The 26,511-nt window shown below is 51.0% G+C and carries 16 protein-coding genes; 7 read left to right on the forward strand and 9 right to left on the reverse strand.

Going from position 1 to position 26,511, the window contains the following annotated elements; translation table 11 throughout:
- Positions 1–178 precede the first annotated feature (178 nt).
- Positions 179–2,401, forward strand: coding sequence for a DNA primase (locus tag AC5L4R_RS06520; RefSeq protein ID WP_494473113.1), 2,223 nt, complete (start codon positions 179–181; stop codon positions 2,399–2,401).
- Between the two features lie 2 nt (positions 2,402–2,403).
- On the opposite strand, the gene AC5L4R_RS06525 is transcribed toward AC5L4R_RS06520, so the two are convergent.
- From AC5L4R_RS06525 to AC5L4R_RS06540, 4 genes are read right to left on the reverse strand one after another with little or no spacing between them, the layout of a single operon-like run.
- Positions 2,404–3,714 (reverse strand): ABC1 kinase family protein, encoded by a 1,311-nt coding sequence (locus AC5L4R_RS06525; RefSeq protein ID WP_494473114.1) that lies wholly within the window; start codon positions 3,712–3,714, stop codon positions 2,404–2,406.
- A 43-nt stretch (positions 3,715–3,757) separates the two neighbouring features.
- Positions 3,758–4,594: a HesA/MoeB/ThiF family protein gene (locus AC5L4R_RS06530; RefSeq protein WP_494473115.1), complete on the reverse strand. Its 837-nt coding sequence runs from the start codon at positions 4,592–4,594 to the stop codon at positions 3,758–3,760.
- Between the two features lie 17 nt (positions 4,595–4,611).
- A complete protein-coding gene (prmC, locus tag AC5L4R_RS06535; RefSeq protein ID WP_494473116.1) occupies positions 4,612–5,484 on the reverse strand; it encodes a peptide chain release factor N(5)-glutamine methyltransferase in 873 nt (290 codons plus the stop codon).
- 29 nt (positions 5,485–5,513) lie between these two features.
- Entirely contained in the window at positions 5,514–7,064 is a 1,551-nt protein-coding gene (locus AC5L4R_RS06540) for an AmpG family muropeptide MFS transporter (protein ID WP_494473117.1), read from the reverse strand.
- 236 nt (positions 7,065–7,300) lie between these two features.
- On the opposite strand from AC5L4R_RS06540, the gene AC5L4R_RS06545 reads away from it, so the two are divergent.
- From AC5L4R_RS06545 to aroQ, 5 genes are all read left to right on the forward strand, one after another.
- Complete coding sequence (locus AC5L4R_RS06545; protein WP_067055205.1) at positions 7,301–8,224, forward strand: LysR substrate-binding domain-containing protein; 924 nt, start codon at positions 7,301–7,303, stop codon at positions 8,222–8,224.
- A 26-nt stretch (positions 8,225–8,250) separates the two neighbouring features.
- Positions 8,251–9,741 carry a protein adenylyltransferase SelO gene (locus AC5L4R_RS06550; protein ID WP_494473118.1) on the forward strand — a complete coding sequence of 497 codons (1,491 nt, stop codon included), beginning with the start codon at positions 8,251–8,253 and terminating at the stop codon, positions 9,739–9,741.
- Between the two features lie 279 nt (positions 9,742–10,020).
- Positions 10,021–12,330 (forward strand): NADP-dependent malic enzyme, encoded by a 2,310-nt coding sequence (locus AC5L4R_RS06555; protein WP_494473119.1) that lies wholly within the window; start codon positions 10,021–10,023, stop codon positions 12,328–12,330.
- A gap of 136 nt (positions 12,331–12,466) precedes the next feature.
- On the forward strand, positions 12,467–13,663 hold the full coding sequence (locus AC5L4R_RS06560; RefSeq protein WP_494473120.1) for a tRNA nucleotidyltransferase/poly(A) polymerase-related protein: 1,197 nt from the start codon (positions 12,467–12,469) through the stop codon (positions 13,661–13,663).
- Between the two features lie 14 nt (positions 13,664–13,677).
- Positions 13,678–14,142 (forward strand): type II 3-dehydroquinate dehydratase, encoded by a 465-nt coding sequence (gene aroQ, locus AC5L4R_RS06565; RefSeq protein ID WP_494473121.1) that lies wholly within the window; start codon positions 13,678–13,680, stop codon positions 14,140–14,142.
- 10 nt (positions 14,143–14,152) lie between these two features.
- Here the strand turns inward: aroQ and cysS are convergent, their stop codons facing one another.
- From cysS to AC5L4R_RS06580, 3 genes are all read right to left on the reverse strand, one after another.
- Positions 14,153–15,565 (reverse strand): cysteine--tRNA ligase, encoded by a 1,413-nt coding sequence (gene cysS, locus AC5L4R_RS06570; protein ID WP_494473146.1) that lies wholly within the window; start codon positions 15,563–15,565, stop codon positions 14,153–14,155.
- 142 nt (positions 15,566–15,707) lie between these two features.
- The gene (locus tag AC5L4R_RS06575) at positions 15,708–20,444 is read right to left on the reverse strand and encodes a translocation/assembly module TamB domain-containing protein (RefSeq protein WP_494473122.1); all 4,737 of its coding nucleotides are present in this window, start codon (positions 20,442–20,444) and stop codon (positions 15,708–15,710) included.
- 46 nt (positions 20,445–20,490) lie between these two features.
- Positions 20,491–23,553 (reverse strand): BamA/TamA family outer membrane protein, encoded by a 3,063-nt coding sequence (locus AC5L4R_RS06580; protein WP_494473123.1) that lies wholly within the window; start codon positions 23,551–23,553, stop codon positions 20,491–20,493.
- Positions 23,554–23,926: 373 nt separating this feature from the next.
- Between AC5L4R_RS06580 and AC5L4R_RS06585 the strand changes: the two genes are divergently transcribed.
- A complete protein-coding gene (locus tag AC5L4R_RS06585; RefSeq protein ID WP_494473124.1) occupies positions 23,927–25,288 on the forward strand; it encodes an MFS transporter in 1,362 nt (453 codons plus the stop codon).
- A 132-nt stretch (positions 25,289–25,420) separates the two neighbouring features.
- On the opposite strand, the gene AC5L4R_RS06590 is transcribed toward AC5L4R_RS06585, so the two are convergent.
- Together AC5L4R_RS06590 and AC5L4R_RS06595 are read right to left on the reverse strand one after the other, a co-directional pair.
- Positions 25,421–25,753, reverse strand: a complete 333-nt coding sequence (locus AC5L4R_RS06590) for a hypothetical protein (RefSeq protein WP_494473125.1) — start codon at positions 25,751–25,753, stop codon at positions 25,421–25,423.
- 1 nt (position 25,754) lies between these two features.
- Positions 25,755–26,396, reverse strand: a complete 642-nt coding sequence (locus AC5L4R_RS06595) for a hypothetical protein (protein WP_494473126.1) — start codon at positions 26,394–26,396, stop codon at positions 25,755–25,757.
- Between the last annotated feature and the right edge of the window lie 115 nt (positions 26,397–26,511).

Genomic DNA, 26,511 nt, shown 5'->3' on the forward strand with positions numbered 1-26,511 from the left:
TAAGTTCATCCAGCTTGTGCCCAGCGCGTTTGTGTCATTGACAGATACAGACGCGCGGCTTTTTGTCTTTAAAATTCTTTGTGCTTAAAATATGGTCTAAGCTAAACTGTTTGTTGATAACAACGTTATCATAACGCGTCATTTTCACTTATCGCCATCTGTCATCGCCCAATCAACCATGAGCCATCCCATCATCGAGCAAATTCTTGCCAATGCCGATATCGTGCAAATCATCGGCAAGCATGTCGAATTAAAACGCTCAGGCAATGAGTACAAAGGCTGCTGCCCGTTTCATGGCGAAAAAACCCCGTCATTTTTTGTCAATCCACAAAAAAATCTCTACAACTGCTTTGGCTGTGGTGCAAAAGGCAACGCGCTCACCTTTTTAAAAGAGTACGAAAACCTAACCGCAGGCGAGGCGTTGCAAGTCCTGTCACGCCAAACAGGCATCGAGCTACCTAAGGACAAACCCAAAAACGTATCGTATCCGCGTAAGCCCATCCCACCTGCGCCTGTGGCATCGACCAATCACGTGCCGCCGCCTGCCCCAACGCCTGCGCCGCATTCATCGCCCAACGGGCAAACGCCTGTTGGTGCTACCGCGTTTAGCGTGGCTGATGACAATTGGACAAATCAAGACCCTGCTGGGCAAATATATACGCCATCTTTGCCCGATGATTTTGCGCCCAATCGTTTAGCGGAGCAAGCCTTAGCCCAACCCAATGACACCCAAGGTGATTTATACAAACTGCTAGAGGCGGTTTGTCAGTTTTATCAAACTGCCTTGCAGCATAGCGCCATCGCCCAGCAGTATTTTGCCAAACGCGGCTTGACTGCCGACACCGTCGCCACATTTGCGCTGGGCTATGCGCCGCCTGATTGGCATCATTTGGAACAAGCCTTTCCCCGTGATATCGAGGGCTTACGCGTTTTGGGACTGGTGCGCCAGTCAGAAAAAACGGGCAATTCCTACACCCTGCTGCGCCATCGGGTGATTTTTCCGATTCGCGACAACCAAGGGCAAGTGGTAGGTTTTGCAGGGCGCGCGCTGTCTGATGATGACAAGCCCAAATACATCAACTCCAGCGATTCGCCCGTATTTCATAAGCAGCATTTACTGTATGGCTTGTACGAGGCACGTAAGGCAAAAGCCAATAACTGGTTGGTGGTTGAAGGCTACATGGATGTCATCAGCTTGTACCAAGCGGGCGTGTACGGCGCGGTTGCCAGCATGGGTACAGCGATTGGCGCGGCACAAATTGAGCGTCTGCTACAGCTAAACCCTGTTTTGACACTCAGCTTTGATGGTGATGAAGCAGGACAAAAAGCAGCATGGCGCGCGATGGAAACAGGCTTACCTGCGCTTAGCGATGGCAAAGAGCTGCGTTTTTTGACTCTACCCGACCAGCACGACCCTGACAGCTTTGTCAAAGCCCATAGCGCAGATGCCATGCGCGCGCAAATCCGCCAAGCCGTGCCGCTGTCACAATATTTATTCTCAATTTTAAGCCGTCGCTATGATATTACCAGTGCTGAAGATCGCAGCAGAATTTTACGCCAAGTTGGTACGCTGACCCAAAAACTACCCAAAGGCAGCTATGGTTGGTTGTTGCGTGAGGACATCCGCACACGGTTGGGACTTGGTCGGCGACAACAGGCGCGACAAGCCCAAGATGCCCTGATTAACTTTGCCAGTAAAGTCACCGCACAAATCCAACTTCAGCTGTGTTTTTTGTATCATCCCGAATTGCTGGGCGTAAACGTCGATGGTGCCCTCAACCAAACGCTGCTGACCCAAATCTATCACGATAGCCGCGCGTATCGGGCGTTTATTTTACCGCCGCGTTTGGCAAAAAAATTCGCCAATACCGCTGACCATCGCGTATTTGCTCAACTAAAATTTTTGCCGACCAGCCCACCAAACCACCGCGCACCGTATGCGTTTGGGCACAACGCACACGCGGTCAATCGGCTGTTGTTTCGGCATTATCAGCCGCATTATTTGTCATGGCAAAGCATCGCAGATGATGAGCTGCTACGCCTGATTGCGCGTATTCAGCAAGTGCAGCCCAACCTTAGCACGATAAACGATGACGATACGCTCACCACCAACGAACGCACAGACGCAAAAGCCTATTTTATTTTGGCAGGGTTACCGCCCGAGCAGCAGCTGGTACTGCTGCCGCATTGGCTAAATTTTGCCGCTGACTTAGAGGCGCGTATGGTGGATGATTTGACCGTGATGGTCAATGAAATCGTACTAAACTTGATGGTCAATGCGCTAGAAGAACAAAGCAAAACCATCCCCAAAAGCCAACTGCTCACCGCGCAAACCCATCGCAATCATTTGACCGCAATCACCGAATGGCAGCGCGCATACCACCGCCTATTGCTGCAATAATATCAGCGTTGCGTCATCTGGATACGCGCATCTTGAAACATATCCATCTCAGGCGCAAGCACCTTCATAAAGCGATCAAAATACAACATCTGCTTGGTCAGCAGGGCAAAATCGCGCGGAAAATGAATCCCATGCCGCTTGCCTACCTCCACCATCTCAAGCAGCATTTGGTTAATCTCCTCGGCATGGTCTTTAAGCTGCGTTGGGTCATGTTGGTCAATGGTTTTACCAATAAACAAGCTATCTTCTGCCAAAATCTGCCGCATGACGTGGCGCAAATCTGCCGCCAGCGTATCGACATCAACCGCCCCGTGCTCATGCGTCATGCCCATATCAATCATGTGTTTTGCCATACCGTGATAGTCTTCTGCGGCAAAACTTGTCATCATACCAACGCACGCTTGCCACGCCTCAGGCTTGAGCCGCCCGACAATGCCAAAATCAATAAACCCAATCCGCCCGTCCGCTAGCAACATCAAGTTGCCTGCGTGCAAATCGGCGTGAAAACTCTTGCTTAGCATAAGACTAGCAAACCATGTGTTCAGCGTTGTCGCCATCACATCGGCAGGATTGGCACAGTAGCGGCGCATAGCAGCTTCATCAATCATCGACACACCAAATAACCGCTGCATGGTCAGCACTTTTTGGGTAGATAACTCGTGATACACACGCGGCGCGACCACACGTTGATTGTCGGTACGCTGCAAAAATTCTTGAAATTCATCAATATTTTGTGCTTCTTCGATAAAATTGGTTTCTGCCAGCATACGCAAACGAATTTCATCAATAATCGGCGCAAGACTGGCAAATTTTAATGACGGCGTGAGTGCCTCAAGCAGCTTACTTGCCCCATACAATACGCCCAAATCGGTATCAATCGTGGTAGCAACATCGGGCTTTTGTACTTTAAGCACAACCTTATCACCATTTTTTAGCACAGCAGCGTGTACTTGCGCAATTGATGCCGAAGCCAGCGGTGTCTTATCAATACTGGCGAAAATATCATCTAGCGTTTGGCCATCGCTTTCAAGCTCATCGCGTAACACGCCCTCAATATAATCAAATGGCAAGGGTGTGGTTTGATCCAAGCAGCCTTGAAACGCCTCAACGTATTCACGCGGAAACAATGATGGCGTACTGGCAATAAACTGTCCGATTTTGATATACGTGGTACCCAACTGCTCAAAACTTTGGCGCAATAATTGGGGGCTCATTTTTTCGCCACGCGCAAGGTGCAAGCCCGTTTTTGCCGCCACATTGGCCGTCTGTCCGATACGTTGGGCAACGTTGAGTGATTTTTTGATAAAATTCATAAGTGTTTGGCTAAAAAATGCATGATGGTTTAGTTTAGCATATTTATTGGACTCGTAGTGTGCTATGGGCTTGGTTAGGTTGTGCGCAAACCGGGCATTGTGGATCTTGCTGATAGCGCAATTTGCGTAAGTTCATAGTTTGTCCTTGCCACAGTAACAGCTGGCTTGCGATGGAATTTTTTTGCAAGCCTAAAAAAGCCAGTGCCGCTTGCGCTTGTAGATTTGCCATGATTTGGGTGGTACTGGCAAGTACGCCGCTGGTCGCGCAGTTGCGGGTATCCTCTTGCGTGCCTGTATCAGGAAAGACGCACTGATAACAGCCTGTGCCCAAATATGCCTCGTATAATGCCAGTTGCCCCTCTTGCGCAATCGCTGATGCGCTAAGTAACGGCAGTTGGTATTTGACGGCAAGGCGGTTAAGGTGGTTTCTTGTGCTGAAATTGTCTGTGCAGTCGCAGATTAATTTACTTAGGCTATTTTGATTAAACTGCTTAAATATATCATCGGCATTGGTCTCATCAAGGCGCGTGTGGTAGGCAGTCACTTGACAAAATTCATTGATCGCCTGTAAACGCTCACGCGCGACCAGTGCTTTGGGCTGCCCGACATCACGGGGCAAAAACAGGCTTTGACGCTGCAGGTTACTGACATCTATCACATCGTCATCCAGTAAGGTGATGTGTCCAATGCCTGCTCGCGCCAGTGTCTCTGCCAGTGGACAACCCAGCCCACCCACACCGACAATTAACACGCCACTGGTTTTTAGGCGCTGCTGTGCGTCGATATCCCATTCATCAAGCAGGATTTGGCGTGCATAGCGCATCAGCTCGGCATCGCTTAGGGTGTGATTCAAGTTGTTATCGTCTGCTATGGTGTTCATATGATTTAAAAATGTATCTAACTGTTGTTGTCGGCAGTGCCAAACGTCACGCGCTCATTGCCGCCATAATCGCGCACGGTTTGGATAGCATGAAAACCTGAATTCGCCAGTAGTTCACGCACGGCCCTGCCCTGCTGATAGCCGTGTTCAAACGCCAGCAGCCCTTGTGGGTTTAAAAACGCGCGACTTTGTGTGACAATCTGCGCGATATCTGCCAGACCATCGTCCGCGGCTACCAGCGCGCCAAGTGGCTCAGCGTGTAGTTGCGGTAAATGTGGGTCATCGGCGGCGATATACGGTGGATTGCTGATAATCACGTCAAACTGTGGGCGTGGCTGCATGTTAGCAAACGCCGCCAGCCAGCTGCCCTGCACCAACGTGACGTTATTTGCGCCCAGTGCGGTTACGTTTTGCTGCGCCATGTGCAGCGCATCGGCAGAAATATCCACTGCAGTGATGTGCCAATTTGGCAATTCTAATGCTAGACTAATAGCCAGACAACCGCTACCTGTGCCCAAATCTAGCAGTTGCTTTGGTGAGTTTGTGTTTGATTTACTTAGGCTATTTTTAGCGTTATTTATCCATTTAAGCACGGTTTCAACCAAACGCTCACTGTCGGGGCGCGGTATTAAGGTGTGGGCATTGACCAAAAATTCATGCCGCCAAAATGCTTGCCGCCCGATAACATACGCCAGCGGCACGCCTTGGGCAAGTTTTTTTAATCCTGCGTGGTATTGCGCCAAGACTGCCTCGCCAACTGCCTCATCACCGTGGCTAATCAGATAACCAAGCGGCTGGTTGAGACAGTATAGCAGCCATTGCTGCCGGGTATGGCGTTCAACGGGGCTATCTTCGGCTAATAGTTGCTTGATGGTTGTTGGATTTTGCATTTACTTAGGCTATTTTATGTTTTAACGAACTATTTTACCGCTGTCGGGTCATCAGATTTTGCCATCACGGTTTTATCCACCCAATAAATCAATGCCAAAATCGGCAAACCCAGCAATGTGGTAAAGGTAAAAAACCACGCATAGCCCATGTTATCAACAATCGTGCCTGAATAGCCGCCCAATACCTTGGGAATCAGCGTCATCAGTGAGCTAAAAATCGCATATTGCACAGCGGTAAAGCGAATACTGGTCAATGATGACAAAAACGCGATAAACACCGCACCTGCCAGCCCCGAGGCAAGGTTATCCATGATAACCGCCAAGTACATCACCAACGGATTGTGCCCAACACTTGCCAGCCACACAAACATCAAGTTGGTCAGACACGCCAACACACCGCCAATCATCATCGCCTGCATGATACGAAAACGCTGCGCGACGATACCGCCAACAAAGCCGCCAACAATCACCATAATCACGCCATATAGCTTGACTGCCGTGGCAATCTCAGACTTGCTAAAGCCCATGTCTTCATAAAACACGTTGGAGATGACCCCTGCGACGATATCTGAAATACGATACAACCCTATCAGCAGCAGCAGCAAAAACGCGCTTTTGCCATAACGGCGAAAAAAGTCTAAAATCGGCTCAACCCACGTGGTCACCGCGACCTGTTTTTGCACCACGCCTGCTTGTACCAGTGCCGTGCCCACGCCCAAGGCTGCCGTCAATGACGCAACCAGTGTCACCGCCTCCAACAAAAAACCCGCCAACACGCCCTCAACCTCAGGCAACACCTTGCCCAGACCTGCAAAACAAGCGACAAATGCCGACACCGCACACACAAATACCAACACCAACCGCGCATAATCACCCACAGGACGCTCAGACGGTGCCCGATTGACCGCAGGTTCACGAATCAGCAGCGTCGTTGCCACACCCACGCCCATCACCGCCGCCATCACCCAATAGGTATTGCGCCACGCTTCATAAACATACGCGTCTTTGACTGAGCCAAAATACTCTGCCAAAAACAACGCCCCTGCCCCTGCAACAATCATCCCAATGCGGTAGCCTGCGTTGTAAGTGGCAGATAACACAGACTGCATTTGGGTATCAGCAAGTTCAATGCGGTAGGCGTCAATCACAATGTCTTGCGTCGCTGACGAAAACCCAAGCCACACCGCTCCCACCGCCATGGCAAACAGCTGCGCACCGTTGGCAGGATTGACGCTTGCCATCCACAAAATCGCGCCAATCACCATCAGCTGCGCCACCAACAGCCAACCACGCCGCCGCCCAAGCGCGCGCGTCAAAACAGGCAACGGCAAGGCATCAATCAGCGGTGCCCAAATAAACTTAAATGAATAGCCCAACGCCGCCCAGCTAAACATCGTCACCGTGCTACGATCTACCCCTGCCTCGCGCAGCCATAGCGACAGACTTGAGAAAATCAGCAAAATCGGAATGCCTGCTGAAAAGCCCAACAAGGCCATAATGCCTGCACGTTTATCGGCATACGCGGCAAGCGCCTGATGCCATGATGTTTGGCGTTTGGGGGAAGCAGATTGGCGAGCCATGCAAAATACCTAAATTGTGTTGTTTAACGAAGAAAAAAACGCGCGTGCTGTGCTAAATCTTGAGCAAAAACCGTGCTATTGTAACCTGTTTGCCGCGCTGCACAAGCACAAATTTTGCCTTAGGCTGTGTTATACTGCAGGTTGGCTTTATATTGGCTCGGTGGTGTTTTTTTGCTTAGGCTATTATAGTATAGCCAAGTCTTTAGCCCAAATTTTGTATCTCAACAAGGACATCTATGGCGATTCAGGTGGTTATCAATCAGCGGCATTTACAAATTCAGCTCAAACAGCTTGAAACCGTGTGGCAAACGGTCATCAACGATTATAACCTCAGCCAAGCCGCTAAGGTGCTACACACCAGCCAATCAAGCCTGAGTAAGCACATTGCCGCGCTAGAAAATCAGCTCAAAGCCGATGTGTTTATCCGCCAAGGCAAGCGGCTCGTTGGGTTATCGCCGATTGGCGAGCAGCTGTTGCCGCATATTGAGAAAATTTTTGTTGAAATTCGTACGATTGAAAATTTAACATTGGATTTTCAAAACCCTGACACAGGCGAGCTGGCGATTGCCACGACGCACACGCAAGCACGCTACGTGCTGCCGTGGGTGGTCAAGCGGTTTCGCGAGCGTTACCCCAATGTGCGCTTGATTTTAAGCCAAGCTGATCCTGAGTCCATTGCACATATGGTGGCACAAGGGCAAGCGGATATCGGCATTGCTACCGAGTCACTTTTAACCAAAGACAATTTGCAATGCACGCGCTATTATGACTGGTATCATCACATCATTGTGCCTGAGGGTCATGCGTTGGCGGCGCAAGACAGCGTGGATATCGCTACTTTGGCGCAGTATCCGCTGATCACCTATCACGGCGGCTTTACGGGGCGTGGGGCGATTGATGCGGCGTTTGCGCGCGCAGGTTTGCAGCCCAATATTGTTTTGACAGCACTGGATGCCGATGTGATTAGCACGTATGTTGCGCTTGGCATGGGGGTGGGTACGATTGCCGAGATGGCGTATGCACCCAATGCGCGTGGGCTGGTAAAAATCCCCACCCAGCTGTTTGGCAAACATGTGACGTGGATTGCGACACGCGCCGATAGTGATTTGCGCCATTTTGCCAAGGATTTTATTGTTATTTGTCAGCAGCAGTTTGCTTAGTTTTGCCACCACCATGAGAATTGCCCATGTTACGTTTTCATAATACCTACGCAACCTTAGATGCGCGGCTCTACCATAAGCAGCCGCCAACCGCGCTTGCCAATCCGCAAGCAGGGCATTTTAATCGTAAGCTAGCCGCTAGGTTGGGTTGGTTGGATGATGATTTTTTGATGACCAATTGGGTCGCCATCATTGGTGGCAAGATTGTGCCAAACGGCTTTGCACCACTGGCGATGGCGTATGCAGGGCATCAGTTTGGGCAATGGGCAGGGCAATTGGGCGACGGGCGCGGCTTGTTGATGGCGCAGGTGTTGGACACCGATGGGCGTTTGACGGATTTACACCTTAAAGGCGCAGGACTCACGCCGTATTCGCGCATGGGTGATGGACGCGCGGTGATTCGCAGCGTGGTGCGTGAATATTTGGCTGGGCACGCGCTCAATGCGTTGGGTATTCGCGCAAGCAATGCACTGGGGTTTGTCATCAGCGACACACCCGTGCGCCGCGAGCGAATGGAGCGTGGCGCAGCGTTGTTGCGTACGGCTGATAGCCACATACGCTTTGGGCATGTTGAATGGATTGCTGCGTTCGCGCCTGATTTGCTGTTGCCGTTTACGCGCTATGTCATTGCGACTTATTTTGACGAGTGCTTGGCGATGAATATGCCTATCACAGCGTTTTTGCAAGCGGTGGTCGATGCCACCGCACAGACGCTAGCGGCGTGGCAGCTGGTCGGTTTTGCCCACGGCGTGATGAATACCGATAATTTATCCATCACAGGCGCGACGCTGGATTTTGGTCCATTTGGCATGATGGAGCGTTTTAACCCGATGTGGATTAACAACCATTCAGACTACAACGCGCGTTATGTGTATCAAAATCAGCCATCGATCGCGCTGTGGAACTTATCACGCTTAATTACCCATTTTTTACGCCTTGATGGGTTGGCACTTAGTGAACAACACGCGCGTGAGGACTTAAGCCGCGAGGTTTTGACCGATATTTTAGACAGCTTTGGCGAGCGTTTTTATGCCGCGTATGAGCGCGGTTTGTGCCAAAAATTCGGCTTGCCTGTCAGCGCAGCTAACGCGGCGGTGGCATTGCGTTATTTGGACATCATGCAGCAACATCGCTTGGATTATACCAACAGCCTGCGCGCATTATTGGCGATCGCAAGCGATGAGGCAGGCTTGCATGAACAGGCACTGCTAGCAACCTTAAACAACGAGCTGGCAGCAACACCTGATGGGTTGGCGGCATGGAGGGCGTGGCAAGCCGATTATCGCGCGCTCAACCCCGACGCGGCGCAAATTTCGCAGTATAATCCTGTGTATGTGCTACGCAACAGCATGGCGCAAGCGGCGATTGAACGCGCCGAACAAGGTGACATGCGTGAGGTGGCGCGGTTGTTTGAGCTACTGACCAATCCGTATGCGGTTTCACCCCTTGCTCGCGCCGAAGATACGCTACCACCTGCGCCCGATGCGGCAGAAATTTGTGTCAGTTGTTCTTCTTAAATGGTTGCGTGGTTTTGTCTGGCGGTCAAAAATTTTTTGTCAAGCCATTGACCACCGTCATCCCATGCCCTGTGCCATGGTCAGTCAGCCAACAATCATCCCAACGGTCATTTTCATCTATTTACAGCGGCAAAATTGGTGTTAGAATACCACAAACGCGAGTATTTATTTTTGTTATGCCAACGTATTCGCGTATTTGCTGACGTTATAAAGCTGCTAGTAAGCCGAACATCATAAGCAATCATACCTTTGGATATTTTAACATCATCAGGAACTCTCATGGAAAATACCAAAACCGCGCCCACCGCGACAGAAAAGGAACAGTTTGAACAAGCCGCCCTCCACTACCACGCCAACGGTCGCCCTGGCAAAATCTCAGTCACCCCGACCAAAGCCCTTGCCAACCAACGCGATTTGGCACTGGCGTATTCGCCAGGGGTGGCAATTCCGTGCTTAGAAATCGAAAAAGACCCCAAAAAAGCCGCGCTATATACCGCACGCAACAACTTGGTTGGCGTGGTCACCAACGGCACAGCGGTGCTAGGGCTTGGCAATATCGGGCCGCTTGCCTCAAAGCCTGTCATGGAAGGCAAAGGCGTATTGTTCAAAAAATTTGCAGGCATTGATGTGTTTGATATCGAGGTGGCGCAAAATGACCCCGATAAATTCATTGAAGCGGTTGCCGCGCTTGAGCCGACCTTTGGCGGTATCAACCTTGAAGACATCAAAGCGCCCGAGTGTTTTTATATCGAACGCGAATTGCGCAAACGCATGAATATTCCCGTGTTTCATGATGACCAACACGGCACAGCCATTATCGTCGGCGCAGCATTGCTCAACGCCTTACTCATCAATGGCAAAAAAATCGAAGATATTCGCGTGGTGTGCTCAGGTGCAGGGGCGGCGGCGATTTCTTGCCTTGATTTGATTTGCGCCTTGGGGGTGAACAAAGACAACATCGTGGTGGCAGATTCCAAAGGCATCATCTCAACCAGCCGCAGCAATTTGGATGAATCCAAACAGCGTTATGCACGCGACACCGATGCCAAAGTATTGGCAGATGTGATGGCAGGCGCGGATATGTTTTTAGGCTTGTCGGCGGCAGGTATGCTGACGCCCGACATGGTCAAGCAAATGGCGGACAACCCCATTATTTTTGCGTTGGCCAACCCAAATCCCGAGATTTTGCCTGAAGATGCCAAAGCCGCCCGTTCTGATGTCATCATCGCCACGGGGCGTTCAGACTACCCAAACCAAGTTAATAACGCGCTGTGCTTCCCCTATATTTTCCGCGGTGCGCTTGATGTGGGCGCGACCACGGTCAATGAAGACATGAAAATCGCCTGCGTACGTGCGATTGCCGCGATGGCACACGTTGAGGCCACGCCTGTTGCTGGGCAAAAGGCGATTGATGAAAGCAAACGCTTTGGGCGCGATTACCTGATTCCCGGCCCGCTTGAGCCAAACTTGATCATTGAAATTGCACCTGCTGTTGCCAAAGCTGCGATGGACACAGGTGTTGCTACCCTACCTATTCATGATATGCGCGCCTATCGCCAAAAATTGTCTGAGTTTGTTTATAATTCAGCGTTTTTGATGAAGCCAATTTTTGCCAAAGCGCAAAAAGACCCCAAACGTATCGTATACTGTGAAGGCGAGGACGAAAACGTACTACGCGCGGTGCAAGTGGTGGTTGATGAAGGCTTGGCAAAACCAATTTTGGTCGGGCGACCTGCCATTGTTGAGCGTCAAATCAAGCTATTGGGCTTGCGCTTGACGGCAGGCACGGATTTTGAGCTGGTCAATCCTGAAAGCGACCCACGCTACAAAGACTACTGGCAATTTTATTACCAAAAAAATCAACGCCGTGGCGTCACCGTCGAGCTTGCGCGCCGTGATGTGCGCCGCAAAACCTCATTGATTGGCGCGTTGTTGGTTGAATTGGGCGCGGCAGACGGCATGATTTGCGGTACATTTGGCTCATACCACTTGCATTTACGCTATGTGCAGCAAGTCATTGATAAAGCAGAGCATGTCAAAGATTTTTACGCACTAAATGCCTTGCTCATTCAGGGGCGCAACCTGTTCATCGCCGACACCTATGTGCAAGAAAACCCAACACCTGAGCAATTGGCAGAAATGACAATCTTGGCAGCACAAGCGGTGCGTAACTTTGGTATCACACCGCGTGTGGCATTACTGTCGCATTCAAATTTTGGCTCGATGGACACCGAAAGCGCGCGCAAAATGCGCCGTGCGCGTGAGATTCTCGCTGAGATGGATGTGGATTTTGAATTTGATGGCGAAATGCACGGCGATACCGCGCTCGATGAGCGTATCCGTAAAGCCAACTACGACTTTACCACGTTGACAGGTTCGGCAAACTTGCTGATTATGCCTGATTTAGACGCGGCAAACATCGCCTTTAACTTGCTAAAAACTGCGACCAACAGCGTGACGGTCGGTCCGATTTTGTTGGGTGCAAGCCGTCCTGTGCATATTTTGACCACATCAGCAACTGCGCGCCGTATCGTCAATATGACCGCCGTTGCCGTTACACAGGCACAACAAGCGACAAAAACATTTTAAGTATTTTTTATTTTAAAAATTCTTAAAAAAATGTAAAAAATCGTGTATCAATAGGGGTTGGCGGTTTGCATTACGCTGACCCATTTTTATATAAAATTTATGACGCTGTATTTACAAGCCAAAAGGAAATCGGCCCATGCAGGTGTATTTGGTTGGTGGGGCGGTGCGTGACCGCTTGCTGGGTGTGACGAACCATGAGCGTGATTTTGTCGTGGTCGGCGCACTACCCGAAGATTTGACCACGCTCGGCTTTAGCCAAGTGGGTGCAGATTTTCCCGTGTTTTTGCATCCCGATACCCACGAAGAATACGCGCTGGCGCGCACCGAACGCAAGTTTGGGCATGGTTATTTGGGCTTTCATGTGTATGCTGACCCAACGGTGACGCTAGCGCAGGATTTGCAGCGCCGTGATTTGACCATCAACGCGATGGCATTGCCCGTTGCAGGTTTGTTTGATAGCACGATTACAGACCACACGGTGATCGACCCATACGGTGGGCAAGCGGATTTGGCAGCACGCCAGCTGCGCCATGTATCAGCGGCATTCACCGAAGATCCCGTGCGTGTGCTGCGCTTGGCGCGATTTGGTGCGCGCTTTGACGCGTTAGGGTTTACAGTTGCTGAAGACACGCGTGCACTGGTGCAAACCATGCAGGCGACAGGTGAATTGGCGCATTTGGTTGCCGAGCGTGTATGGCTTGAGACGCACAAGGCATTGCGCGAGGCGCGCGCTGATACGTTTTTCACGCGTTTGCAGGACTTGGGGGTGTTGGTAGATATCATGCCCGATTTTGCCGCTGCTTTGACGCAGGCACAGGCGCGCGGCGATTGGCAAACGCTTGCAGCAGCGTTTCGGCTTTACCAGCAAACGCGCTATCATACTGACATTAACACGGTGGCAGGTTTGGCGATTGTATCGCTGATTTTTTTAACACCCAGTGTTACACAGGCGACAGATTTTGCCGCGCAACGCTTTAAGCAATTTGCGCAAGGCTTAAAACTGCCCAAAGCCTATCGGCAGTTTGCCATGCTGCTACTAAGCCAATGGCAATATTTGTTAAACTTTGACAGCTTGACCGCAGCGGATCGGTTGGCGTTATTCAAGCGTTTCAATGCGCCCAAAAATTCCGATGGTTTACGGCAGGCATTACAAATTGTGAATTTATGGCACATGGCACGCCAGCAAATGGCATTAGATGCGCAATTAGCCGCAGTCGAGTGTGTCAGCATGGCAGATATCGCACCCAATCTGACAGGTGCAGCGATTGGGCATGCGTTGGATGCGGTGCGTGTGGCACGATTGGCGCAAATCAATTCTAAACATCAATTTTGAGGATAAGGGCAACCATGAGCAAGCATATTTTGGTTATCAATGGCGCAAACCTCAACTTACTGGGCAAACGTGAGCCCGAAATCTACGGTACGCAGACGCTCGCGGATATTGAGGCGGACTTACGCCAACAAGCCGATGCAGCAGGTGCGCGTGTGACGTTTGTGCAATCTAACAGCGAGGCGGTACTGATTGATACCATTCAGCACCACGGTTTGCTTGCTGAGCGCGACGCCTTGATTGACGCGGTGGTTATCAACCCTGCCGCGTTTACCCACACGTCAGTCGCGCTGCGTGACGCATTACTGGCAGTTGATAAGCCGTTTGTAGAGGTGCATTTGTCGAACATTCACCGCCGTGAGCCGTTTCGCCACCATTCGTATTTTAGCGACAAGGCATTGGCGGTGATTTGTGGTTTGGGCGCGCAGGGTTATCAAGCGGCGTTGGCGTTTTTGCTCCAACAATTTGACCAAAACGCCTAATGTTAGACCGTCAAATTCTGCGCCACGTCGTGCCGTCCTTGCCATCCGCCAATTCAATGCCTTGGGCGTGTAAGTCTTGGCGGATTTGGTCGGCGCGCGCGTAGTCTTTGGCAGCTTTGGCGGCTTGGCGCTCAGCAATAGCTTGCACAATATCAGCCTCAGATAGCCCTGCCTCGCCAATCACGGCTTGCAAGAATTCTTGTGGCGCGCGCTGCAAGATATTCAGCGGTGCTGCCAACGTTTTGAGCTGATTTGCCAATGCCGCAGCTTGCGCGCTGTCGTGGTTTTGGCACGCCTTGTTGACCTCACGCGCTAGGCTAAATAGCACGCCCAATGCCTCAGAGGTGTTAAAGTCATCGCACATCGCGCGGCTAAACTGCTCCTCAAATGTATTCACAGGTGCGGACGCTTGCAGGCTGGCTGTATTGGTGGTTAGCTGTTCAGCGTTGTGCAAGGCTTGGTATAACCGCGTCAAACTGGCGTGCGCCTCTTGCAAAGCGATATCAGAAAAGTTAATGGGGCTGCGATAATGGCTAGCTAAAATGAACAAGCGCAGTGTTTCGGGGTGAAAGCGTGCCAGCACGTCACGAATGGTGAAAAAATTGTTCAACGATTTGGACATTTTTTCACCATCAACATTGACAAAACCGACGTGCAGCCAGTTGTTGGCGTAAGTCTGCCCTGTTGCGCCCTCAGATTGGGCGATTTCGTTTTCATGGTGGGGAAATTGTAAGTCATGGCCGCCGCCGTGAATGTCAAACGTTTTGCCCAGACAGCAGCCGCTCATGGCAGAGCATTCAATATGCCAACCAGGGCGACCGTCACCCCATGCCGAAGCCCAGTGCGGCTCGTCGGGTTTGGCAGCTTTCCACAGCACAAAGTCATACGGAGCGCGTTTGTCATCGGCCGTGGCCACGCGCGCGCCTGCCTGTAAATCGCTGAGCTTGCGCTTGGACAATTTGCCATAATCGGGGAATTTGTCCACAGCATAGTACACATCGCCATCGTTGCCTTGATAGGCAAAGCCTTTGTCGGCAAGCGTACCAATCAACGCTTGCATTGCGTCAATGTAGTCGGTGGCGCGTGGCTCAAGTGTTGGGCGCAAGCAGCCAAGTGCGTCGGCATCCTCATGCATGGCGGCAATAAAACGTGCGGTCAATTCGCCAATGGTTTCGCCACGTTGCTGCGCACGGTCAATGATTTTGTCATCAATGTCGGTGATGTTGCGCACATAGGTGACTGTATAGCCGATGGCAGCGAGCCAGCGCACAATGACATCAAACGCGACCATCACGCGCGCATGCCCGATGTGGCAATAGTCATACACCGTCATGCCGCAAACATACATACCGACTTTGCCTGCCTCACGCGGCACAAAGGTGCGCTTTTGTCCGCTTAGGGTGTCAAACAGTTGTAACGACATGGGTTGGTGGGTGTCAGCTGGTTGATGGGTGGCGGTTTGGCTCACGGTGTCCCCTATATGGTTCAAAAATCATCTAAATCAAAGTCAATCGCTTATCATACGCAAGTTTTGCCAAACTGGCTAGTGGCTTCCTGTCAATCCATCAATACCGCCAGTTATAAATCAAATCAACTGAGTTGTTGGTCGCCGCTTTTGCCTCGACATACAAACGGCGGGTGAGCTGGTAGCGCATACTAAGCGCGGTATTGGCATTGAACACGCCAACGCCATAGCGGATGTATAAGTCAGGCGTGATATAGCCAATCAAGCCGACCTCTGTGTCGCTGCTCGTGCCGACTGCATCAAGCCTTAGACTTTGTAACCCAAACGCCCGCCCAATTTGGTTGGTCAGCCCACGCGTGCTGCTTAAGCCATAGCTCAAGCCTGCCGCCGCCAAGGCATTATTGACGCGATTGACAAACTCTTGGCTACTGGTGTTCTGCCCTGTTGTGTTGTTGATACTCCCCGTCACCAGCGCGTTCATGGCTTGTTGCTCGGTCAGGCCACCGTCGTTGAACACGTTGATTTCAGGCTTGCTGGCTGTGCCGCGCACCTTGACACCGACTTGAGTGCCTTGCACGGTTTTGACAGCCTCGATATTGAGCGCAGGGTTTTTGACATCACCATCAAAACGTACTTGGGCAAAATTAATCGTCAGGCTTTGCCCAAAGATATCCGCGCGTGAGCGTTTGGCGACCTGCACCACGCCTTGCGCTTTCATGCTGCCTTGTCCGCGTTGGGTCAGGTGTAGTGCGCCTGCCAACGGCAACGTTGTGCCAAAGCCACGAAAAATCACCCGACTGCCCAAATCCACGCCAATATCGGCATTGATGGACCAAGGCTGGGTCACGCGCAGCACCTCATCCACCTGCGCGGCAAGGCGGCGGTCAATGACATTGACATCGGGCGATTTGGTGACAACGTCTGCACTTTGCTCGGGCATTTGGATGATGGCGCGCGGCACATCAATCGCGCCGATGATATTGACATAACGTTGGCTTGGGCGCACGGTGACATCAAACGTTGGGTTGATTTGGGCGGCAAGTGTCGGCGGTTGGCTGACCGATAGGTTTTTGCCTTGTAGCTTTACGCGTGCTTGTAGCTGGTTTTGCCAGTCAATTAAGCCTGTGATAGTACCTGTGCCGTCACCTGCTTGAAACTGCCCATCAAGGTTGGCACGGCTACCGTCGATGTGCGCTAGCATATTGATGTTGCTAAACTTCATCGGCACGCCTGTGATGGCAAGCCCTGCGTCTTGTGCCTCAATATCACCGACAAATTTGGGTTGGTTGAGTGTGCCGCTGATTTTACCTGCCACCAGTCCATTGCCCGTTAGGCGTTCAAACGATGGGAAAAACGGCTTAAAGATGGCCAAATTCACGTCTTGGAACACCAACGTGCCAGCAATCGGCTTGTTGGCTTGGTAGGGGTTGATGGTGGCATCAAGATAGCCCACACCGCCACTGCCTGAGGTTTTTAAATCACCGCGCAGTTTTAGCCCCTCTGCGGTCGAGCGCGCGATGACACTCACGCGGTCATAGGCGATGGTGGTGGCTTCGTCTTCAGGGGTTTGCGGACTGGTGCCAATCACACCGTTGTCAGAATACAAGCTGGCATTGACGGTGGGGTGTTGCCCGCGTTGCCAATTGACCAATGCGCTGCCGTTGAGCGTGCCTGACCACGCGATGTCTTTTGGCATAAATACCGACAACGCTTGGCTATCAATTTGCTGAATGGCAAGATTGACCTGCCCTTGGTCACGCGACGCGGTGAGGTTATTTTTAAAGCACAAATGCCCGTTTTTACCGACCATCTGCCAGCAATGCGCGGCCAGCTCAAGGCGCGGTTTTTGCCAATCAAGCACCAGTTGGGCAGGCTGCATTTGCTGCAAGGTGGCATAGCGGCTGCCGATTTGGGCGTTACCAAGCGCGCCCGACCATTGTTTTTTGTCCAAATCAACCTGCCCTTTGAGCAAGCCTTGCACCTGGCCGCGTGTGCTATCAGCCTTAAAGCCGATGTTGTGGCTGGCTTGAGTGCCATCAAAACGCAGCTGCAATGCGCGCAGCGGCTGATTGGCAACGTTGATACCGCGTGCGCTTAGCTGCAGCTGGCTGGGCGATTTGGCAAGATTGACCAGTTTACCGACCAGTTTGGCATCGCTGACCGCAAAATTTGGCAAGGCAATGCCGCTACCAACCAAATCAACCAGCACATCAGGCAGGGTTTGCGCGGCGGTTTGGGTGGCTATCACGCTGCCTTTGAGCCGTCCTTTGAGTGATGACACCAGCTCATGCAGGGTGCTGACATCCACTTGGGCATTGAGCTGGTTTTGGTTGCCGTTGGCAGTCAAGCGGTTGTTGCCCCATTGCACTTGCACGTTATTGGCGTTTAGCTGCTCAACGATGCGCCGCGTTTGGTTGACGATTTGCTCACTGTTGTTGGTTTTAAAGGCTTGGGCAAATTTTTTGCTATCGCTTGGCAGGTGTAGGCGCGCGGTCAGCTGGCCACGGGTAGATAGCGGTTTATTTTTTAATTGACCTGACAAATCCATATCGCTGATATGCACAAATTGCGCGTCTTTGCGCCAAAAGCCATCGGTGTTGATTTTACCTGTGATTTGGCTTGGCAAATGCGGCACAAAATAACTGGCATCAAAGCGGTTCATGTCGGCAGCTAGCTGCCAGCCAACGCCTTGGGTCAAATCAAGCTTGCCACGCGCGCTGATGTTGCCGTCTGTGCCACGATGCTCAAAGCGGTTGATTTGTAGCTGCTTGCTGCTGCCTGCGATGTCGATGTTAAGTGCGCCTTGCGGAAGGTTTGGTGCGTTGAGGTTGCCGTCAAACTTGACCGCCAAATAGTCAAGGGTATTTTTGCCCCTGTTGTCGGCTAAATCGACTTTGACCTGCCCTGCGCCTGCCAGCACCAGATGTTTTTTGCTGTTTTGCGCGCCCAGCAAATCGCCTGCCATATTGACGCGGCGGATGTGGATATCATGCTGGCTTAGACGCGCACCCTGCGCTTGGCGGATGGTGCGCAAAGTGCCGTTGGCTTGTAGTGTACCTGTCAGGTTTTGTAGCGGTGCGCTGTCGATGACGCGCTTGGCGTTGAACTGGTTGGTGGTGGCGTTGATTTGCCATGCCAACGGCTGCCCTGCCCGTGCCAGGGTGATTGCACCCGTACCGTCAAGCTTGCCTGCACCGCCTTGGTAATTCAGCTGTGCGATGTCGATACGTTCATTGCGTTTTTTGACATCAAATTGATAATCACCTGCTGGCGCGATGTTAAGCTTGACTATCTGGGCATTGCCTTGCGCGGACAAGGCATTGCTGTTTAGGTAGCTGACCTGCGCGCGTCCGCTTGGGCTGTTAAAATCACCGATGTTGGGCAAATTGCGCCGCGTGACGTTGCGCCAATTCGCGCCAATCATGTACGGTTGCGGCTGCGGTGAGTTGGGCTTGACGGCTTGCTCAATTGTGGCATTTATCAGCTCGCCATCGTCCTGCTGTAGGCTTAGCTGATAATGCCGTGGCTGATTGTCGGTTGCGGCATCAAAGTTAAAAAACAGCTTACCCGTCAAGGTGGCAGGGGCGTATGGCGCGACCGATTCGGGCAGCAGTTTACGAATGGCAAAACCCTGCCCGCTGTTGGTTAGGCTGATATGCGTGCGGTCTTGCCAGTTAATGCTGCCTTTGCTGACCAGCTCCCCTTCAGCAAGCTGCATGTGTAGGCGTTCAATATCAAGCTGCTTGCCTGCCACGCGCCCTGTGCCTGTGTAGCGTCCGTTTGGGATGTCTTTGGCGGTCAAATCGGTGTCAAGCTTTAGCCGAATATCGCTGGTAATCCCTGAGGCAATCAGCGTGCCGTTTTTGAGGCGAATATTTTGTGATTTGGCATACGGCAACAGCGCGTCCTGCCATTGCAATTTGGCATCAAACGGCGCGTGGTCTTCCATCGGGTGGGCGCGTAGATGCCCCGTGACATCGGCGTTGTTGTAGCGGCTTTGGATATCCGCCGACAAATCCTTTAGGCTGCCTGTGACCTTGGTGTGCAAGGTGTCAAAATAGGCTTTGCTTAAGGCATTGACCACCAAGTCACCGTGCGCATTGATGGGATAATCGCCGCTAAAATTCATACCGCCTTGCAAATTGGCAATTGACAGCAGCGCGTTGTAGGCAAACGCACCGCTTTCCACCGTCATTTGCGTGCCTTGCCACGTGAAGTTTTTGACCTTGGCTTGTTTAAAATCCATCGGCTCGCGCGTGACTTGCTGATAACGCACCAGATCAGCAGTGGTATCGTCCAAAATCACGTTCATTGTCAAATTGACTGTCGGATAGCCAAATGGCTGATTATTCGGCGGTTTTAGGTTGGTTATTTTGAGCGTGCCGATGTGAGCCTCGCGCAAATGCACGTTTTTATGCAAAAGTAGCGCGCGCCAGCCGACTTTAATGTAGGCTTTATCGGCATCAATCTGGATATTGCTCTTGGGCGGACTGGCAGGGATATGTAGGTCATAAATCCACAGCCCGTCGCGTAGGTTACCCTCGCCTGTCTTAAGGCGAATACCCGTGCGGTCAGCAACGGTTTGAATGATCAAGCGCGTGCCCCACGGCGTGCCGACCACATAATAACCTGCCGCCACCAACACCAATAGCACGACCGCCAACCAAAACACCACCCGTCCGATCAATGACAGCGGATACCATGCGCGCAGCCAGTTGGATTTTTTGGTTAAGCTGGCAGGTGTGTCGGTTTTTTCTGCTGTCATCGGCTCAACGTTGTTGCCGTCGTGCGTCTTGGCGTGGTCTTTGGGGTCTGTCGGGGGCGTGTGTTCGGTCATGGCACTATCATGCTAAGTATCAGTTACAACATACAACAAGCCGACATCACAGCGGTGAGCCGATAAAAAAGTGTACTTTAAAGCCATCGTTGTCGCTCGTCAAGCCATGCGCGACATCAAGGCGCACAGGCCCAATCGGCGATGCCCAGCGAATACCCGTACCAACGCTGACTTTGGTTGAGTTGTTCTCATCGCCTTTGATATCATAGGCGTTACCAAAATCGGTGAACACGGCAGCGCGCAGCCCATCACGAAATTGATAGTTGTACTCAAACGAACCCACCGCCAGCGCGTCACCGCCGATTAAAAATTTATCGTTTTTATAACGCGGACCTAGGCTGTCGTTGCTATAGCCGCGGATGCTTTGGTCACCGCCTGCAAAAAAGCGCAGCCGATACGGCACTTGATAAAAATCATCGCTATAAATATAACCCAAATCAGCACGTGCCAACACTTGATGTTTGAAATTCGCACCAAAAGTATAAATCCCTGCCAAGCCTGCGCGCGCAATGACAAACGAAGTATCTGATAACACGTCTTTGACCGCGCCTTCGATGGAATAGCGCTGGCTGTAGCCTTTGGTGGGATTGAGCGAGTTGTTGGTGATAACGCGCGAAATACCATAGCCAAATAACAACGCTTGTTGGTTGGCATCTGATGCCGTGTTGTTAAACGGCGGCGGTAATTCTTCAATGTCGTACACGCCGTCATTAAGGTTGAGCTTATCCATACGATAGCGCAATGAATAGGTACGATTCCAGCCTGTTTCACGGCGCACGTTGCGTGCGATATTGGCATACACCGAATCAGTCTCAAAGCTGTCGCTAAAATCATCGTCTTTTTTGTGCTGATAACCGATGGACGCGGTCAGCTTGTCATTGATCGGGTGCTTGTATGGATGACTGGCGGTGAATTCAAGCAGTTGGTCTTTTTTTGACAGCGATGTGTTGATTCCTGCTTGCAAGCCACTGCGATTGACCAAGTTGTTATTGACCTTGCCCACAAGGCGCACGCCAACGTCGGTTTCATAACCGATACCAACTTGCGCTTCATGCGGCTTGTTGGCATCTAGCACCACGTACGTTGGCACGCGCTTGTCGGTATACACTTGCTCAGGGGTGGACTTGGCGATGATATCTTGCTGACTGGCTTGGGCAAGGCGCGTTGGCGTATCGTCGCGGTCAATTTTTTTGGCAATTTTGCTGATGGTATTGGCGATGGTTGCCAATGGTCCCCAACCTGTGCGCTCATCGGCAGCCAGTTGGATATCCTCAGGCGCGTTGAGCAGGTTTTGGGCTTTGTTTGAAATCGCGTTTAGCCGCTCACGCAACGTGTCATCTTGGCTAAATTGTAGTGGTGCGTAGTCCTCAGGATTTTGCACACGCGTCTCAGGCGTGGTGGTTTGGGCAGCGGGATCGGTATTTGGGTCAGGATTTTGCGCCTTGTCAAACGCCAAATCGGCATTGCCTGCGTCATCGGGCGGTAGCACCACATCGACATCCACGCCATTAAAATAGCGCGTTGCGGTCAGATTATTGCTAAATGCGGTAACAAACGGCTGATAGTACGGATCACCCGACTGGTATGTCATCAACTGATCCAGCAGCTTGGGCGAAATTGGCATTTTGTCGGGATTGTCGGTCAAATTGCCGTCTTTGTCGATGCTATACACCTTGATGTCGCCAAACTGATAACGCGATTGGGTGTCATAAATCAAGTCAATATCGGCGGTATTGTCAGGCAAAATCACGTCAGCAGAGTGGCTGAGCCAACGCGCATCAAAAAAGCCATTGGTACGCGCCACGTTTTGGATGGTAGCTTTGGCCTGCTCATACACGCCATGATTGAGCACATCGCCAACCTTAGGCGCAATTTCTTGCTCGATTGCCTCATACACAGGTAGCGCATTATCGCCCTCGCCGCCTTCGCCACGGATATCAACAAAGCGCGATTTGACGATGACAGGCTCACCAACTTGGCTGACAATCACCTCAATATAGTCATCTGCTAATTGGCGAAACGCTACTTTGGTGTCATAATATCCGACCGCTTGCGCGGCATCGGTGGCAATTTGGCGCAGCCGCCCTGCACTGGCAGGAAAATCCTCAACCGACTCGGCAGTGATGCGCTCTAATGCCGCTTTGATGTTTTTGGCAGGCTCTTGTTCGGGATCAGCGTTGGTGATTTTGGCTTCTAGATAGGTCACACCTGGGTCACGGCGCAATACACGATTGACCAGCTGTTTGAACGGATTTTTTTTGCGGCGCACATGCATAGGTTGGGTGGTGGTAGCTTGCTGTGCGGTGGCTTGCTGCTGATAGGTAGGCAAATAGTCATCGGGGTCGATGGTGTCATCCACGCCGATGTTGGTGGCTTGGCTCGCCGCTTGCTGCGTGGTTTGGTTGGTTCGATTTTGCGCCTCGCTGACGGCAGGCGCGTTGTCGGTGGTATTGGTCGCACCTGCGGTGATGTCTTGCTGCAGCTCGTCTGCCACTTTGGTGGCGGCTTGGGCTTGCTGAGCGTTGCTCATTTGCGCATTTGGCGCGGTGGTGTCGTTTTGGATTTGTGTCTGTACTTGCTGATGCGCTTGTTTGATGGTTTGTGTGGACGCGGTGGCAGCTAGCTGGCTGTCACTACCGTCACTACCGTGGCTGTTGTTGTGGTTATTGAGGCTTGGGTCATAACCAATGGTTGGGCGGCTTTGGGCTAGGCTGGCAACAGGCTGGTTAAAGTTGTTAAAATCGCCCAAGGGTAGGTTTTGCAGTTGGTTTAAAATGCCTTGCGGCGTGGTGGCAGGCACAAACTCACTGGGCGGCAAACTATCATCTGCCCGATTGACGTTTGCCGCTGTATTGGTTTGTTGATTGGCATTGTCTTGCGTTTGGGGGGCTTGCTCACCACTGATAGCCTGCGCGCCGCTTGGGATGATGGCGTCTAAGTCTTTGAGTGGCGATGCTTGGTTGGCATCGGTCGGCTGGGTGGTAGGCGCGTCGCCCACGGTTGCCGCGTGGGTCATCATCGGCAAGGCCGCCAACGGCAACAAGACGCACGGTGCGACGGTTTTGGCAGTACAAAGGCGAACAGGGCGATACCAGCGGTTTTTTTTCATCAAGCGTTCCTCGCCTGTTCTCTCTAGCGGTGCGATGGCAGCGTAACAGTTTCATAACAAAAACAGCGTCGATTGTAGCATATTGCGTTTTGTTGCCCAATGGCTTGCCAAAATTTTTGTGGTTAAATCGTTGTATGGCGGCGGTTTGTTTAACTTGGCTACATGTTTAGGTGGTTATGTTGATGGCAGCTTGATGGCACACGATTGATAGCACAAGCTTGGCTTAAATATCACGCCATAAATTCGCCCATCATCCGCCAAAGTTTGCTAAGATAACACTTTGATTTGCACACGCTTTTACTATGTATGGCGCATACGTTTTTAACGTTTTTTCATTTATTTAAATCAATCACGATTTTAGCGAACAATAACAATGCCAACGTCGATCAATTCTAGTAACCAATCGTCTGATTCTACCGCCAATAGCAGTCAGTTTGCGCTATTTAGCAAGCGCCGTTTTACACCGATGTTTATCACCCAGTTTTTGGGCGCGTTCAATGACAATTTGTTTAAGCAAGGGCTGATTTTGGTCTTGACCTTTGTTGCGGCAAGCAAGTTGGGTGTCAGCTTAAGTCTGCTCAATAACCTTGCGGCGATGTTGTTTGTGTTGCCGTTTTTTATGTTTTCTGCGCTGGCAGGACAACTGGCGGATAAATACGACAAGGCCAAGCTTAGCCGTCTGATTAAGCTGTTGGAGATTGCCATTATGGCATTGGCGGCGGTTGGGTTTGTGTTTGAGCTGTATTGGCTGCTGTTTATTGCGCTGTTTTTGATGGGGACGCATTCGACATTTTTTGGTCCGATTAAATACGCTTATTTGCCGCAAGCCATGCAGCCTGATGAGCTAGTCGGCGCAAATGGGCTGTTTCAGATGGGTACGTCATTGGCGATTTTGACGGGGATGATTGCGGCAGGGATTTTGACCCAACAGACGCATATGATGTGGTGGTTGTCGGGGTTTGTGTTGGCAGTAGCCTGCTTAGGCTATTTGGCGGCGCGTTTTATTCCGCCGCTGCCTGCGCCAGAGCCTGATTTGGCTGTGGATTGGAATATTGCGCGCACCAGTTGGCAAACGATTGTGTATTTATACCGCTTGCCGATTATGTGGTTTACCATCATGGGCAACAGTTGGTTTTGGTTTTATGGTGCGACGTTTTTGACGCAAGTGCCTGAGTTTAGTAAGACGCTGCTGCACGGCGATGAGAGCGTGATTATTTTTATGCTGATGTTGTTTTCAGTGGGTACGGCGACAGGCTCGCTGTTGTGCAAACGTTTGACCAAAAACCAAGTCAGCCTTAAGCTGTTGCCGTTTGGCATTGCAGGTTTGTCAATTTTTGCCATTGATTTGTATTTTGCGCTGTCGGGTTTGCTGATAGATGCGCCTGCCGATGTTACGTTTGGTATTCGCCAGTTGTGGGATGTGGCAGGCGTGTGGCGCGTGTTTGTGGATTTGTTTTTGCTGGGGTTTGCTGGTGGGATTTATATTGTACCGCTGTATGCCTTTATGCAGGCGTATTCACCCGACAGCCACCGCGCGCGCGTGATTGGCGCGAACAATATTTTTAACGCGCTGTTTATGGTCGGCTCGGCAATTTTCTCCATTATTTGTTTGACGGTTGTTAAGATGCCGCTGCCGATGTTGTTTGCGGTGGTTGGGGCTATCAATATTTTGGTTGGTGGCTGGGCGTATGTCAATCTTAAGCGTGAGCAAAAAAACTTGCCACCACAGGCGTAAGTGCAAGGATTTCAGTGGGTTAGATAGGCAAAACTTTTTAAACGCTTAGGCGGCGTTTTAAACGGGTTTTAAACGCATTAAAAAAGCCCACTTGGGTAAGTGGGCTTGACGTTTGGATGACGTGAGTAAAAATTAAGCGTGTTCAGGCTCAAATCGGGGGTCAGCCTCTAAGCTTTTTTGAAGCTCTTTAGCAAATGGCTTGAGTTCATCATGATTGATATTGCGCATAATCACATCATACGCTACCCAAAACGCCTCATCGGTTAAATCACTTAAATCAATGTGACCGATAGTGTTGTACATGTGCTCAAAACCTGCTCCCCAATCAGTTTCTTTCTGTGTCATGAGGTGAGTAAGTGGTTTTTTTAACGCAGAAAATAGTGCATCACAGGCGGATTGGTTTAAATCCACCCCGATGATATGGGGTTGTGTCCAGTCGCCATCAAAACTAATAATCAAGCTCATTTTATTGACCTGTGATGAATACGATTTTTTGTTGATATTCTTTTGGCAATGATAACACATAGCCAATAATTTTTGTAGATACTCTATAGGTTAAATGACGCATATCCATCGGAACAATGTCGGCTTTTTGACAATGATCGTCAATGGTTTGGGTAACCTTGTCCCATGCATCTTTGTCTTTTTTCCTGACACTTTCAAATAATTGATAATCCATTCTTTCTGCTGCTGTTTTATGCATGGCAAATAAAAAGTCAAGCGTGGTTAGCTCTTGGGGTGATTTGCCCACCTCAACCATCACATAATCTGCGGATTTACCTTTGACCAAAATATGGTGGATGGCAGCGTCAAAGCGTTCTAGAATAACGTTATTTTTTTGTTGCCATTGGTCGGCTACCTCGCCTTCAAACGGGCTGAGCGTACCGTTTAGCTCTTTTTCTAAGCGAGCCACTTCACTTGCTGCTGCCACAATACCTGTAAAATCACTAACTGCCACATGACCTTGTTTGACCGCATAATCTAGCATGTTACTCAGTAGTTTTCCCCGTAACCGCTCAGTAAAATCCGTTCCATGCTTATCATTGGCAAGTTTAAGTAAAGCCGTCAATCGGTCAAAGTTATGATTAAAACTTGGGTCAATCCCCACAGGCACATCCGACGTTTGCCCCGTTTTGGGATTGGTATATTTTTCGGTTTCAAGGGGCGTTTCGTCACTAATGCTCACTCTCTCGGCTTGGCGGCGGGTCAATTGCTTCACCCAG

The sequence above is a fragment of the Faucicola sp. SE7633 genome, from assembly GCF_059264685.1.

Coding starts and splice junctions, on each gene's coding strand:
- AC5L4R_RS06555 (WP_494473119.1), top strand. CDS start 10,021: ATGGAAAATACCAAAACCGCGCCCACCGCGACAGAAAAGGAACAGTTT.
- AC5L4R_RS06580 (WP_494473123.1), bottom strand. CDS start 23,553: ATGAAAAAAAACCGCTGGTATCGCCCTGTTCGCCTTTGTACTGCCAAA.
- AC5L4R_RS06575 (WP_494473122.1), bottom strand. CDS start 20,444: ATGACCGAACACACGCCCCCGACAGACCCCAAAGACCACGCCAAGACG.
- AC5L4R_RS06520 (WP_494473113.1), top strand. CDS start 179: ATGAGCCATCCCATCATCGAGCAAATTCTTGCCAATGCCGATATCGTG.
- aroQ (WP_494473121.1), top strand. CDS start 13,678: ATGAGCAAGCATATTTTGGTTATCAATGGCGCAAACCTCAACTTACTG.
- AC5L4R_RS06550 (WP_494473118.1), top strand. CDS start 8,251: ATGTTACGTTTTCATAATACCTACGCAACCTTAGATGCGCGGCTCTAC.
- AC5L4R_RS06590 (WP_494473125.1), bottom strand. CDS start 25,753: ATGAGCTTGATTATTAGTTTTGATGGCGACTGGACACAACCCCATATC.
- AC5L4R_RS06545 (WP_067055205.1), top strand. CDS start 7,301: ATGGCGATTCAGGTGGTTATCAATCAGCGGCATTTACAAATTCAGCTC.
- AC5L4R_RS06585 (WP_494473124.1), top strand. CDS start 23,927: ATGCCAACGTCGATCAATTCTAGTAACCAATCGTCTGATTCTACCGCC.
- cysS (WP_494473146.1), bottom strand. CDS start 15,565: ATGTCGTTACAACTGTTTGACACCCTAAGCGGACAAAAGCGCACCTTT.
- prmC (WP_494473116.1), bottom strand. CDS start 5,484: ATGCAAAATCCAACAACCATCAAGCAACTATTAGCCGAAGATAGCCCC.
- AC5L4R_RS06530 (WP_494473115.1), bottom strand. CDS start 4,594: ATGAACACCATAGCAGACGATAACAACTTGAATCACACCCTAAGCGAT.
- AC5L4R_RS06540 (WP_494473117.1), bottom strand. CDS start 7,064: ATGGCTCGCCAATCTGCTTCCCCCAAACGCCAAACATCATGGCATCAG.
- AC5L4R_RS06525 (WP_494473114.1), bottom strand. CDS start 3,714: ATGAATTTTATCAAAAAATCACTCAACGTTGCCCAACGTATCGGACAG.
- AC5L4R_RS06560 (WP_494473120.1), top strand. CDS start 12,467: ATGCAGGTGTATTTGGTTGGTGGGGCGGTGCGTGACCGCTTGCTGGGT.